Origin of the sequence: Mucilaginibacter angelicae (assembly GCF_042434235.1) — a bacterium.
Classification (GTDB): Bacteria; Bacteroidota; Bacteroidia; order Sphingobacteriales; family Sphingobacteriaceae; genus Mucilaginibacter; species Mucilaginibacter angelicae.
In genome coordinates this window covers 589,093-604,434 of record NZ_JBHLTS010000004.1, presented here as the reverse complement: position 1 = coordinate 604,434, position 15,342 = coordinate 589,093, and the positions used below count along the sequence as shown (strand labels likewise).

General features: G+C 46.4%; 7 protein-coding genes. All 7 read left to right on the top strand.

All coding sequences use genetic code 11. The features are described 5' to 3' along the window. Positions 1–287: 287 nt before the first annotated feature. The 7 genes from ACFFGT_RS02435 (at position 288) to ACFFGT_RS02405 (ending at position 15,327) form a co-directional block, all read left to right on the top strand. On the top strand, positions 288–2,867 hold the full coding sequence (locus ACFFGT_RS02435; RefSeq protein ID WP_377020907.1) for a galactose oxidase: 2,580 nt from the start codon (positions 288–290) through the stop codon (positions 2,865–2,867). Between the two features lie 224 nt (positions 2,868–3,091). Then, complete coding sequence (locus ACFFGT_RS02430) at positions 3,092–3,394, top strand: hypothetical protein (protein WP_377020906.1); 303 nt, start codon at positions 3,092–3,094, stop codon at positions 3,392–3,394. A 29-nt stretch (positions 3,395–3,423) separates the two neighbouring features. Further along, positions 3,424–5,010 carry a DUF5010 domain-containing protein gene (locus ACFFGT_RS02425; RefSeq protein ID WP_377020905.1) on the top strand — a complete coding sequence of 529 codons (1,587 nt, stop codon included), beginning with the start codon at positions 3,424–3,426 and terminating at the stop codon, positions 5,008–5,010. Between the two features lie 218 nt (positions 5,011–5,228). Next, on the top strand, positions 5,229–8,348 hold the full coding sequence (locus ACFFGT_RS02420) for a glycoside hydrolase family 2 TIM barrel-domain containing protein (RefSeq protein ID WP_377020904.1): 3,120 nt from the start codon (positions 5,229–5,231) through the stop codon (positions 8,346–8,348). 36 nt (positions 8,349–8,384) lie between these two features. Then, entirely contained in the window at positions 8,385–9,614 is a 1,230-nt protein-coding gene (locus ACFFGT_RS02415) for a Kelch repeat-containing protein (protein ID WP_377020903.1), read from the top strand. Positions 9,615–10,410: 796 nt separating this feature from the next. Then, entirely contained in the window at positions 10,411–13,560 is a 3,150-nt protein-coding gene (locus ACFFGT_RS02410; protein ID WP_377020902.1) for a SusC/RagA family TonB-linked outer membrane protein, read from the top strand. 12 nt (positions 13,561–13,572) lie between these two features. Next, a complete protein-coding gene (locus ACFFGT_RS02405) occupies positions 13,573–15,327 on the top strand; it encodes a RagB/SusD family nutrient uptake outer membrane protein (RefSeq protein WP_377020901.1) in 1,755 nt (584 codons plus the stop codon). The last annotated feature ends 15 nt before the right edge of the window (positions 15,328–15,342 follow it).

Here is a 15,342-nt window from a genome sequence, read left to right as displayed (position 1 = left end):
TAAAGCCCCGTACCGGTATGCCACCGGTACGGGGCTTTAATTGCTCATCACATAAAATTATAGTTATAAGTCGTCTCCGTATTTACAAGGTCATATTATCAGGCTGATATGTTTCATGGCAGATCAGTCTGTTTTTTTACGAAAATCGAAATTATTTGTCCCGTGCATGAAATTGCTATGCGGCATCATGTTTTTAATTTAAATTTACCCTTGCTATTTATTTATAGCGGCCAATTATAAACGTTGCTGCGGCATTGCCTATTAAAAGATAATTGTTTGGGATAAGCATGGGGAAGTTTTATTTACTTTACAGTAAAGTTGTTTTTGTAGCGTTTTTTTGTTTTGCCGGCCTGAACTGCTTTGCTCAAAACTATGGTCTGAGGTTCGCCAGTCATGAAGTCGTACAAGATAAAAGAACATCGCTTGAGCTGAGCCCCCAAAAAGGTTTTTGTTTTAACGGTAGTTTTGAGCTGTCTTTTGATATTTCGTTCTTCCCGGCATATAATGTTTATTTTGGTTATGTTGTCCGTATTGTATCAGATGATAAACGCAATTTCGACCTGGTATACAACACGGCCAAAAATCACTTTGAACTGGTGACCGGTGACAAGGAGCCGCAGATCAGCTTTGATATCAGTCAGCATGCCCTTTATAACCAGTGGAACCGTATCAGGATATCATTTGACGCGTCCCGCAGCCGCCTGCAGGTTTTTTCGGGCGGAAAAACTTATACCCAGCAAAATGTGACCCTGAGTAAAATCGCCTGTTACCGCATCACCTTTGGTACCAATAATCACGGTGAGTTTGAGACAACAGATGTGCCTCCGATGAAGATCAGGGATATTCAAATCGTACAAAGCGGCAATACCCAATATAAATGGCCGCTTAATGAAACCGACGGAAATATTGCCCATGAGCAGATCAGGCATCAGGATGCATCTATTGTTAACCCTGTATGGGTATCGTTAATGCACCGGAACTGGAGCAAAGTACAGGCTTTCACGGTAAACGGAATGGCGAGTGTCAGTTTTGACCAGGATAGCGAGTCGTTATTTGTAATAGCTACAGATACGGTATATACGTATGATATTAACACCGGCATTGTCAAAAAGAACGCTGCTGTTTCAAAACTTAACCTTAACCAGGGTAACCGGGCCATCTACAACCCGCTGAATAAAAGTTTATATAGCTTTTATACGGATGCCAGGCAGGTATCCAGGTTCAATTTCAGCACCAACAGCTGGCAAAGCAATTTTAAACCGGGGCAAGTCACACGCTACTGGCACATCAATAAAATAATTTCGCAACGGGATTCGTCCATGTATCTTTTCGGCGGTTATGGTTACCTGCTTTATCATAACCAGGTGCTTCAGTACCATTTTAATACCAATAAATGGGACAGCATCATTTATAAAGGTGATTTTTATATGCCGCGCTATCTCGCAGCCACGGGTGCTACATCCAAAGGTGATACGGCTTATATACTTGGAGGCTACGGCAATGCCAGCGGTAAACAGATCCTCACGCCAAAATATATGTATGATATGATGCGTTACACCGTCAGCGATCATACGTTTAAAAAGATGTTTGAAATAGCTCCTCAGGGCACCGACGGCTTCACCTTTGCGAATTCGCTGGTTGTTGATCCGGAGAACAAAAATTATTATGCGCTTATTTTTCCGCGGCATATTTACAATTCTACCCTGAAACTGATACGGGGCTCGCTCAGTAAACCGGCCTACCAGGTACTTGAAAGCGGGATACCTTATCAGTTTCACGATGTGCACTCTTTTGCCGATCTGTATTTTGCACCGCGATCAAATAAATTTATAGTAGTTACCCTTTTGAGGAGCGAGGCCGGGCAAACCGGGGTCGCTGTATATACATTGCTGGGGCCGCCGCTATTTCAGGCTGTCCGGCCGGAAAGCTCCGGCAGCAATCCTGCGGTAACTGTGTGGGCAATTGCCGCAATTGGCCTCATTGCCGGCGGCGCGGTTTATTTAACGCGGAAACGGCAGCCGCGCACAACTGAAATTAAACAGGTGGTGTTTGAACCCCGGGCAGCACATTTTCAGCGAATCAATGACCAGAGCGGCCCGCCGGCAGAACCTGAGCCTGAACAAATACCTGTTGAGCGGGAACCGTTGAAAAATACCATCCTGCTGTTTGGTGGCCTGCAGATATTCGATGCCGGAGGAACAGAAATAACCAAACTTTTTACGCCGCTTATCAAGGAGATATTTTTGCTTATGCTGTTGTATACCATCCGTCTTGGCCGGGGTATAAGTTCCGAGCGTTTAAATGAGATGTTCTGGATAGATAAGCCCGAAAAAAGGGCAAGTAATAACCGGTCTGTAAGTATTATCAAACTAAAAACCCTGCTTGAAGGTATGGACCACTGCCGGCTGTCGAAAGAAACGGGTGCCTGGACCATCGATATTGATCCCGAAGTTGTGTATGTTGATTACAACCGCTATTTAACCCTTATTAAAAACAAGCGCAAACTGAACAAGCAAAAAATAAAAGAACTATCGGACATTACGCAGCGCGGGCAGTTCCTGCCGAACAGCGATTATGACTGGCTGGATAGTTTTAAATCGGAAATATCGAACGATATCATCAATACTTACCTGTATCACGCCCGTTCTGCGGAGTTTAGTCAGGACCCTGAATTTCTCATCGAACTGGCGAATTTTATTTTCTATTTCGATCCTGTCAATGAGGACGCCATGATATTGAAATGTAAAGCGTTCTCCGCACTGGGCAAACATTCATTGGCTAAACATACCTTTGAAAATTTCAGCAAAACATATAAGGCTATCTACGAGAGAGATTTTGAAAAAGAATTTCAGGCTATAGTATCCTGATGCCAGATATTTGAATCGGAGATATTCTCCTCCCGTTCCCCAAATAATATTTCCTGCTTAAAATCGCGCCCTTTTGGAAAAAAAATCCCGGCGCTAATCGGTTTTTAACTTTTTTTTAATAACCGCAGGTTCATTTGTGTAACCCGGAATTGATTTTCCGGGGCCAAACAGATCTCCGGCCAGGAACTGTTTGTGCTTTATTAAACCATTTTAAACCAGATTTTATGAAGAAGATTTACTCAGTTGCACAATTCCTGCTGCTCCTCTGCCGTACGGGGTGTTTAAAAAAGCCGTGGTCAGGGCCTGCCGGTGCGCCGGAGGCGCCCGGAATACCCCCTGCGGATAATACTAAACGGATTAAGACCAACGACCCGGGGCAGTATACCGACGTTGAGCCAGGCTATCAATCCATAGGGCTTGCAATTAACCAGACTACCGGCCCCGCGGCTTGTGATATAATGGGAACACAACAAAGCATGATCGTTTTAACCTGTACCGGTTATCCGGTACACTTTTCCGCAAATTAACAGCAGATTATTCACCATAACAGCTATAAATGGCAGCTTTTTATCGCTGCGTCAATACCATCGTAATGATTAAATATTTAAAATTTATAACCATCGTCCTGGCCGTTTCTTTATGTGCTATGGCATGTTCAAAAAAAGGCGGTAATCCTCCTGAACCCGTTAAACCCGTTGTAGATCCTCCGGCGAAACCCGAAGGCCCGTACCTTGGTGTAACATTAGGCTTTCAATACAGCGCACAGCTTACCGGACCTCCTGATTATCCACAAATGCAAAACCGGTCAATGTACAATCCTGATCCGGCCCACCCGGAACTTACCTGGCTAAGCTGGGCCGAACAGTTGGGACAGGCAGGTGTTGATTTTGTATGTCCCAATCTTACCGGTTCAAAGCCTAACGACAATGGTTCTCCTGTGAAAATAGCTGCCATGCTTGATGCGCTCAATAAACTGGGTCTTTCTTCAAAAATCAAAATCGCGCTTTTTGACGATAATGCGGCTTCATGGACGGCGCAATGGAATATGGCCAATGGCAGGGGATATGGTTATGCCCAGCCATTTGACATCAGCGATCCCAATAACTGGAAATATATTTATGATTATAATTATAAACTTTTTTTCGAGACCATTCCTGATGCCAACCGCTTTAAAATAGCCGGACGGCCGGTTATCATCATCTGGACCTGTAACCCGACCTTCGTAGGGAATGCAGCCGGAAATGCGTCAAGAGCCATCACTTATATACGGCAGAAATGTAAGGCGGATTTTGGCTTTAACCCCTACATTATTCTTAACGGCGATTTCTTTACCAGCGACCCGAGCTGCGCCAGTCCGGGTATTGCGGATGCCAAACACAACTGGTTCGGCCCGCCATCATCGCCTTATACGCTTGGAAGCTGGAATAGTGTAAACACCGGCGTAGTGGTGCCGCAGTTTCAAAACCCCGCTAAGGGCGGGTCATATCTGAATCCCGACCATGGAAAATTATTCAGCGATGGGCTGGCCGGAACCGTAGGCAGGGGTGCTCAGCTAACCTTATGCGAAGGTTTTACAGATTATGAGGAAGACGCCGCTATGTGGCGTGCAGCCAATATCAATCCTGATGGCTCTGTCAGGGACTACAGCCAGAGCGGATATGATTATCCTAATCAGCGTATTAATATTTTGCGCAAATACAGCAGTGATCCATTCCCGTCGGTGCTGAAGCTGGAGGCCGAAGGCTGTGATCAGTTTTACGGAGCGGCAGGCGGCAACGGCAGAGTGAACTATTACCGTAACGGCAATATCGCCGTTTACGGGACCAGCGACGCGGGAGGGGGCCATCATGTAGGTTCAATACAAGCCGGCGAAGCATTGGAATGGAACGAATTGCCGTTCGGCACTGCGGGGGGACACATACAGTTACGTATAGCTACAGATAACGCCGATACACGTGTGCACATCGAAATCGACGGCACAGCACTGCCTGCAAAAAATCTGCCCAATACAGGCGGGCTCGACAAGTGGAGCACATTTGATTATGGCACAGTTAACAATACAGCCAAAAGCTACCATAAAATTAAAGTGGTATTTGAAAAAGGCGGAGTTAATTTTAACTGGATGCAGATAGCCGGGTCCTGAAACAGGTCAGTTTAATATTATTGGTTTAAAATAATATCAATTCAGGCAGGCCAAGCACCGTGTTTATACACGGTGCTTTTTTATTTTTTTTAATATTAATATTCGTCATTAGGCATCTGTTATTAATCCGTTAATCTCCCAACTGTTATTTGTTCACCCGGACACCAATACCAATAAACCAGTTTAATCTTACTAATATCAATTTCCTTAGCTCAGTCATGAAGTTTATTTACACCCTGATTACCTTTTGCTGTTTTGTTTTTGCTGCCGCCGCTCAAACGCCTATGTGGCTTAACGAGCAGCAAAGTGAAGATAAACGTTTGCCTATGCACGCTACTTTTTATACCTACGAAAGCGAACGCCTGGCCCGGCTGGGAGATTGGAAACGTTCCGCCAGTTATATCGATATTAACGGTACATGGAAATTTAAATGGGTAGAAAAGCCCGACCTGCTTCCCCCGGATTTTGCGTCTGAAAAATTGGATGACACGCGCTGGGATAACTTTAAAATACCGGCCACCTGGGAGGTTAACGGCTACGGATATCCCATTTTTGTAAATATCGGTTATGAGTTTCAAAATATTATGCGCATTAATCCGCCTTATGTGCCGCTTACTTATGATCCTACGGGTGTGTACCGGAGAATTGTTAATATGGGCAGCGGATGGAAAGACAAGCAGGTCGTGCTGCATATCGGGGCAGCTAAATCAAATGTGCAGGTTTGGGTCAACGGCAAGTACGCGGGTTACGGTGAGGACAGCAAACTGGCATCGGAGTTTGATATCAGCCCGTTTTTGCGCACCGGAAAAAATCTGATAGCCCTGAAGGTCATGCGCTGGAGCGACGGTACCTATCTTGAGGGGCAGGATTTCTGGCGCCTGGGCGGAATTATGAGGGCGTGTTATCTTGAGGCACGCAACCGGTCAGCCGGCGTAAATGACGTGGAGCTGCACACTGTACTTCGCGATCATTACACAAACGGAACACTCCTTACAAAACTGAATTTCAGAAATCAGGCGGCGGGTACAACTGTCAAACTGGCCTTATCGCTTAATGGTGTTCCGAAAGCTGCGGTTCAATACCGCCTGAACAGCGATACCGCTGGCAGTAAAGAGTTTAAAATAAATGTTGCCGGCATAAAACTTTGGTCGGCTGAGCAGCCGACGCTTTATGACCTGATGATCACACTTACGGATCAGGGTGGACATGTCATAACTGCCATTCCCCAAAAAGTCGGTTTCAGAGAGGTGAAGATACAGGAGGGCAAACTGCTCGTAAATGGCAAACCAATATTGATAAAAGGCGTCAACCGGCATGAAACCGACCCTTTAACCGGCCAAACCATCTCAGAGGAATCTATGCTGAAGGATATCCAACTGATGAAGCAGTATAACATTAACGCCGTACGTACCTGCCATTATCCCAATGCCGAATACTGGTATGAACTGTGTGATCAATACGGGATATATGTTTTGGATGAGGCCAATATCGAATCGCACGGGGTAGGGTATAACCCCGATAAGACACTGGCTAATAAGCCCTCATGGAGAGACGCACACTTTAAACGGCTTACCCGTATGGTTGAGCGCGACAAAAACCATCCGAGTGTTATCATCTGGAGCCTGGGCAACGAAGCCGGTAACGGAGTGAATATGTACGATACCTATAACTGGCTGAGAAAGCGCGATCCTTCCCGTCCGGTGCATTATGAACAAGCCATTACGAGTTATGATAGCTTTAATGCCAAGTTCAACAGCGATATTATAGCGCCGATGTATCCCGGTCCGGGCCCAATGGTCAATTACGCGCGTAATAATCCAAAACCTTCCAGGCCGTTCATTATGTGTGAGTATGCGCACGCAATGGGTAATTCGCTTGGGAACTTTAAGGATTACTGGGACATTATCCGTAACAACAGGCACGCTTTTCAGGGCGGTTTTATATGGGATTTCGTTGATCAGGGTCTGCGGAAGATCACTGCTGCCGGTGATACAATTTATGCATATGGCGGCGATTTCGGCCCGGCGGATGTACCCAGTGATAACAATTCGATGAGTGACGGCGTATTCGAGTCGGACAGACGGCCAGAACCTGAGGCTTTTGAAATGAAGCATATTTATCAAAACCTCCACACGCGCTGGAAAGGCGGAAATACCATCAGTGTATATAATGAAAACTACTTTAAAGGTACGGATAACCTAACACTGCACTGGGAACTGATGATTGACGGAAAGCTGAGCCAGTCCGGCGATGTTAACAGTTTGCATATCGCGCCGCAGGACAGCGCAACGATCAGGCTACCGCTGAACACGGCATCAAGAGGTGAAATGTTCCTGAACCTGACTTACCGGTTAAAACACAATGAGTTATTAATGTCCGCCGGCCATATAGCAGCGTGGGACCAGTTTCACCTGGGCGGGCAGTTTGTTAATTCGCCTGCCGCCGTTAAACCTGGTAATACACAAATCACCGAAGACAGCGTCTCATTGATCATCACTTCTGAAAAGACAAATGTGCGGTTTAATAAAATGACCGGTTTCCCCGACAGGTACCGGGTAAATGGTACCGACATCATCGAGCCGGGTACCGATATGCGCCCGAATTTCTGGCGGGCGCCTACCGATAATGATATGGGCGCCAATGTGCAGACCCGCTGGAAAATATGGAAGCAGATCACTGAAGCGCCCGGTAAGCTCAGCATCAGTGCCCGCAGCATGGGCGACAGCAGTGTGGTTAATGTGTTTTATAACCTGAAAGATTTGAACGCAGATCTGTCCGTTATTTATACAGTAAAGGGAAATGGTGAACTGGCTGTAAGGCAGGAGCTGTTCCCGGGCCAGGGCAGCACAGCTCCGATGCTGCCCCGGTTTGGCATGAAGCTGATAACACCGGCCGGATTTGAGACCGTTAATTATTATGGACGCGGCCCGTACGAGAATTACCAGGACAGGAATGCCGCTGCTATGGTTGGCATTTATCACCAAACAGTCAAGCAGCAGTTTACTCCGTACACCCGCCCGCAGGAAACAGGCAATAAAACGGATATCCGGTGGTTTGAACTGCTTAAGGCGGAAAACAAGGGGATACGTGTAACCGGGAGCGGATTACTGAGCATGACAGCACTTCATCTTTTCCAGGAAGATCTTGATGACGGGGATGAGAAACACCAGCGGCACGCCGGAGAATTAAAACCGAGAAAGCAGACACAACTGAGCATCGACTATAAGCAAATGGGTGTAGGCAGTGTTACCAGTTGGGGCGATCTGCCGCTTAAGCCTTATTTACTGCCTTTTCAGAAATACAGTTATTCGTTTGTGATCACCCCGGTTAACCTGTAAACGCGATCAACGGCTGATAATCCAAACCCAACACCGATGAAGAAAATTAATGTCCGGTTTTTACTTACCGCTTTGGCTTTGCTTACAGTGAGCTGCGGTAAACCTGAAAAAAAACAACCGGGGGTTAACCTGGCTGACAAACAGCAAGGAGGAACAACAAACAGATCTCTGCCGGGGGACGATGATAAAACGCGGGACACTGTTAAATGGAAGGCCGAAACCGGCAAACTGCTCAGCGGCGCTGCCAGTGTGAGTTTTGACCCGGTCAACGATACTATTTATTTGTTCGCACGTGATTCCGTCTATGCTAAAAATATAAATTCCGGAAAGCTGAAAGCTTCCGGTTATCGTACCGGAGGACATCCCGTTATGGCCGGCAACCAGTCGCTTTTTATCGGAAACTGGCTTAATTCGGCCAGGGTCCTGAATTATTATCTCGACAGAAAGGCTGTGGCGCTTTTTGATCTGCATACCCTGTGCTGGAATGCAGGGTTCCCTTATCCTGATACTGTAACAGATTATTGGCAAACCAATAAATTTTATTCGCATGGTGACACATCGGTATACGTTTTAGGCGGATACGGTCATTACCGGTACAGAAATGAAGTATTCAGGTATAGCCTCAATACAGGCAAATGGGAAAAAATGAATGCGGGGGGCGATTTTTTCAGGCCGAGATACCTTTCGGCATTGGGCGCAGCAGAAAGGGGGGCATACGTATTAGGCGGATACGGCAGCGCGCAGGGTCGTCAGTTGCTGGGTGCACGCAACTTTTATGATATGATGTTTTATGATGTCGGGAGTAAAACGTTTAGAAAATTATATGATCTTAATTTTGATAAGGCAGTAACGTTTGCCAACTCCATGATCGTGGATGAGAAGAGCGGCCTGTTTTATGCGCTCGCATTCGAAAATCATAAATACAATTCGAGTTTGCGGCTTATAGAAGGCGCGCTGCACAAACCGGTTTTCAGATGGGTGGGAGATGAGATCCCTTATCTGTTCAACGACATTACCTCGTTTAGCGATCTGTTCTATTCACCTAAAAGCAAAAAACTTATCGCTGTTACCATGCTTATGAAGGGCGATAAAACTGAAGTAAAGTTGTACTCACTCATGATGCCCCGCCATTTGTCATCCGGAGACGAACAACCTACCGGGCCGGGGAAAGCCAGAGTAGAGCTGGGGCCGGAGTCTGCATTATTAATTTTCGGCGCCGTCTTATTCTTTTTGCTTTTTCTCAAGCTGCATAAAAGGCCATTGTAAAGGATATTTTACATAACGAAAAAGAACATATGCGGGGAATTAACAGCATCAATCAGGCGGCGGCTATCTGTTTTCTGAAATTTCAATTAAAATTTCAGCTAAATTAAGTATTTGATAATCAGAGTTTTAAATAAAAATATTTTGAATGGTTCACCTGTTATTAATCTGTTATTAATCTGTTAGCTGTAATAATGACATTTGATACTGTAACCAATAAATACGCCGGCATCTAACAGGCCGGCAAGATAACCACCTGTATCCGGGCTTTAATATCCCAGTCTGCAGGAAGTATAAACCAATTTATTAACCAGTTTTTTGATTATGATTAAAACATTTACACATTAAAACAGACTCCCGATCCTGTTGAAACAAGCGCTGTAACTGGCCAGTACAGCCACGTTGACTTCCATGGGAACGCGCCGGGATTTTAGCCAATTAAATCAGACACGATATAAAATTGAATTTGTTTGCTTATTCAGGGTGCTGAATCACGAGTAGCGGACAGATGATATATCCTGTCAAAACATGTACTAACTAACTAATTAACCTTTTGCAACCGAATTATGAAACTATCCATCAAGACTGAAATTTAGCGGGCGCTGTTCCGCATCCATGCCTTTAATGGCAGAATCTTCTTCCTGTCTCCTTCAGAAAATTTTAAAAGTTGCTGATTCGCTTATTTAATGCCTGTATTCGCATGCAGCAAAAGTTAAGCATGCCATGTCTTTTGCTTTTTCGAAAAACGACCGGAGCTAACCTAATTAACTCAACTCTTATTTATACAAAACCAAGAAATATGGAAAAGCTTTTACCCGACCTGGTTAAAGAACGACAAAACCTGATGCTTTTTCTTCGTTCCGGAAAGGGGACCTTTTTTAAAATCCTAACATTTTTAATTTTTACGCTGGTATTCGGTATCACACAGACCCGTGCTGACGAAGTTGTTGCGGGGGATGGCAGCCGCGACTGGACCGTTTCAGGCCGCGTGGTTGATGAACATGATAAAGCGCTGCCGGGCGTAACCGTTCGGCTTATAGGCGGAGCGGGCAGAACAGTGGCAACCGATGTCAGCGGCCACTTTGAAATATCGGTAACCAACAGTACGGATAGCTTGAGATTTACCTTTGTAGGCTACGCAGCCCAAACCCTATCCGTAGGGAATATGAAGGTGTTCCACGTTAAATTAATGCCGGCTACTGACGGGGCGCTTAACGAAGTTGTTGTTGTGGCTTTTGGCGGCAGGCAAAAAAAGATCACCACTATCGGCGCCCAATCATCCATTGTAGTTGCCGATCTGAAGCAGCCGGTGGCCAACCTGTCAAACTCCATTGCCGGGCGTATAGCCGGTGTTATCGGTGTGCAGCGCAGCGGCGAGCCGGGTTATGACGGGTCACAGATATTTATCAGGGGTATCTCGACATTTACCAACGCCAGCCCGCTTATTCTGGTTGATGGCGTGGAGCGTGCGTTCAGTAATATTGATCCCGAGGATATTGCCAGCTTTACCATCCTGAAAGATGCTTCGGCAACCGCGGTTTATGGTGTCCGGGGTGCCAATGGTATTATCCTTATAGAAACTAAAAAAGGTAAGGCAGGCAAGCCGGTATTTAACGCGCAGTTTAACCAGGGTATTACCGCTTTTACGCGTACCCCGCAATTTGCCGATGGCGTTACCTACCTGCAAATGGCTAATGAGGCGTTCCGCAACAGTAACCCTAATAACACCAGCCCTTTATACTCTGATGAGCGCCTTCAAAAAACAGCTGATGGTTCAGATCCTGATCTGTATCCTAATGTGAACTGGGTAAAGGAGATGTTTAAAAGTCACGGGCAAAACCGCAAGGCCAACCTTAATACCAGCGGCGGTTCCGAAAAGGCGCAATATTACCTGTCGCTTGGCTATTATGACGAGAATGGGTTATACAAAACGGACGAACTTGCCAAATACAACTCCTCCATTAAATTTACCCGTTATAATTTCACCAGTAACTTAAGTGTACAGGTATTCTCCAAAACCAAGGTCGATTTCGGTGCGTCCGGCTGGATATCTGACATTAACTCCCCCGGTAAAACTGTAAACGATATCTGGACTGCCGCACTGACCATGCCGCCGACCGTTATACCGGCACGTTATTCAAACGGCTACATCGCGCAGACAAGGGCCATCGATGTTCCAAACCCTTACGACCTGCTTACCCAGTCGGGCTATGCCAGCGAAACAAAAAGCCAGTTATGGTCAAATATCAGGGTTACGCAAAACCTTGACTGGCTCACCAAAGGTTTATCGCTGTATGGTATGTTCTCGTTTGATAACCTGAACAGCTACAGGCTTGCGCGTACCAAAACGGTAGACACTTATTTAGCCACCGGCCGCGACATCGACAATAACCTTATATTTGAACAAACCCGCATCGGTTCAAGCTATCTGAATTACGATCGAAAAAACGGCGGTTCGCGCCAGTTTTATACCGAAGCGGCTTTTACCTACAATAATTCGTTCGGCAGGCATGATGTAAGCGGTTTAATACTTTATAACCAAAGCGATAAATCTGATGCCTTTGCTGACGATTTTCTAAACTCCATCCCGAATCGCTACCAGGGTATCGCAGCAAGGGCTACCTATGCTTTCGACAATCGCTATATGGCCGAGTTTAATCTCGGTTACAACGGTTCTGAAACCTTTGCGCCAGGCAAACGTTTCGGATTTTTCCCTGCTTACGGTATCGGTTGGGTGCCGTCGCAGGAAAAATTCTTTGCGGGTATAAAAAACGCTATCCAGTTCCTTAAACTACGTGCATCATATGGTACGGTCGGTAACAGCAACATAGGCGGCAGGCGTTTCGCGTTCATCTCAACCGTGGCGAATACCAATGGCTATTCTTTCGGTAAAAACAACGACAACACCTACAGCGGCCTTGATATCGGCGATTACGCGGTTGAAGTAGCCTGGGAAAAAGCCAAAAAACTAAACATTGGCCTGGAACTGCACACCTGGCAGGACGCCATTTCCCTGGTGGTTGATGTTTTCCAGGAAAACCGTACAGGGATATACCTGCAGCGCGGGGATCTGCCTGCCTATGGTGGTATCAGAAATGCACCATACGGCAATCTTGGCGAGATCCGCAACCGCGGTATCGATGGTACAGTGTCATTATACAAAAAACTCTCAACCGACTGGAGCCTTGAGTTTCGCGGAAATCTTACCTGGAACAAGGCTATCGTGATCAGTAATGGCAATGTGCCAAAACCTTATCCATGGCAGCAGGCCATCGGCCGTCCCCTCGGTCAGCGTTTCGGAAAGATCGCTTTGGGTTTATTCCAGTCACAGGAAGAAATCGCCAACAGTCCGGTACAGACCGGAGATATAAAACCGGGGGACATCAAATATAAAGACCTGAACAGCGATGGCAAGATAGACAGCTATGATGAAGGCCCGATAGGCAACGGCTCTATACCGGCAATAGTTTACGGCTTCGGCCCTTCAATCACCTATAAGGGCTTTGCCATAGGCGGCTGGATAAAAGGCATCAGCAGCGTAGATATTTTTATGAACGGCGAAGGCTTGCAGCCCTTTCAAAAAGAGGGCATAAGGGGCAACGTTTTCAGTAATATCACCGACAGGTGGACACCCGAAAACAACGCCGCTCATCCGACCTATCCGCGTCTTACTTACCCTTCAACCGCCAACTCAAACTATGACAACAGCAGCTGGTGGATAAAGAACGGTGCCTTTTTGCGGATCCAGAATATTGAACTGAGCTATACTTTTCAGAAAAAGGCCTGGCTGCAAAAGATGGGGCTGTCAAACTTCAGGGTTTACCTTATGGGGTATAACGTAGCCACACTGACAGGCTTTAAAATGTGGGATGTGGAGCTCGGCGACGGTCGCGGTGCACAATACCCGCTGTTGAAGACCTATAACCTCGGAATTGATTGTCGTTTTTAAAAACTGAGAGTAATGAAACATTTAAAAAAAATAACACTTATATCGGCATTATTTGCGTCTGCAATGCTGCCTTCATGCAAAAAATATCTTGATCAGGTACCTGACGACAGGCAAACCATTGAAGAGGTTTTCCAGAAAAAAGGGCCTACGGAGCAATACCTGGCTAACGTTTACAGCTTTATCAAAGATGAAGGTGATCAATGGGGCGTGAACTACTGGGTTGGCAACACCGACGAAATGGAGATAGCCTGGGCAAAACACCCGATTTACCGGCTGAACGTAGGCAACTGGAGCGCCGCCGATGCCCCGCTGCATACCTGGCCGGAGTACTACCAGGGTGTTCGTTCTGCTACTTATTTTATTAACCACATTGACGGTAATAAGGAGATCCTTGCGCTGAACGGTCAAAAACTGATCGATCAGTATAAAGCCGAAGCACGGTTTTTAAGGGCATATTTTTACAGCCAGCTCATGAAGCAATACGGACCCGTGGTAATCATCGGCGATAAGGAACTCCCGGTCGATGCTGCCCTGTCCGATCTGCAGCTGGCCCGCAGCCCTTATGATGTGTGCGTTAATTACCTGTCGTCCGAACTGGATGAGGCCGCCAAATTTTTACCGCTGGTGCCCGCCGAAGACAGGGATTACGGCAGGATATCGAAAGGTGCTGCTTTAGCGCTTAAGGCCAGAATGCTGCTTTATGATGCCAGCCCTGAATTTAATGGCAACACTACCTGGTCCGGCTTTAAAAACGCCGACGGTACAAACCTGATTTCACAAACCTTTGACCGTGAAAAATGGAAGAAAGCGGCGGATGCGGCTAAAGCGGTGATTGACCTGGGTATTTACGATTTATACAAAGACCCGGGCAATAATCCGATCAAGTCATACCGGGGCGCGCATCTTGTCCCATGGAACTCGGAGTCCATATTTGTGAAAAAGAATAACAATATGTGGTACTGGGATATTCACGCGTCGATACGCGCTGCAGGCGGCTGGAACGGCCTGGGCCCGACCCAGGAACTGGTCGATGCCTACCTGATGAAGGATGGCAAAAGCATTACCGAATCTCCTTTATATAATGAGAACGGCTATACCAATAATATCCGTAACATGTACGTAAACCGTGAGCCCCGTTTTTACGCCTCGATACAGTTTAACGGCATGAAGTTTAAGGGCGGCGCAGTTACAGGTGATTCCGTAAATCTGGAGTTTAATTTCACTGGAAGGGATGGTAAGAAAAACGGGGGAGAGGACTATTCTCATACCGGTTACCTGGTGTTTAAAGACGTTTCGCCGGAAACCAACCGTCTTACCAATCAAAATGCTTCCCGGCCGCAGGTTATGATCCGTCTGGCCGAGATGTATCTGAATTATGCCGAGGCCCTGGCCGAATATGGCGGTAATGATGCGGAGGCTGTTAAGTATGTTAACCTGATCAGGGAACGTGCAGGCATACCTCAATACGGTGCAGGCCCTAATCAGCTTCCGGTTCCGGCAGGTGCAAACCTGATCAGGGCGATCCGTGCTGAACGCCGTATTGAGCTTGCTTTTGAACAGCATCGCTGGTTTGATGTGCGCCGATGGAAAACTGTTGCCGGCATTATGGGTAATCTGCATGGTATGAATGTAGAAAATGACGGAGACGGCTTTTACCAGCGTGTGGTTGTGGGTAACCACCTGTGGAAGGAAAATTATTATTTCTTCCCTATACAGCAATCTGAAATTGACCGGGATAAACTGATGGTGCAAAACCCCGGCTGGTAATAACTTTAAACATTT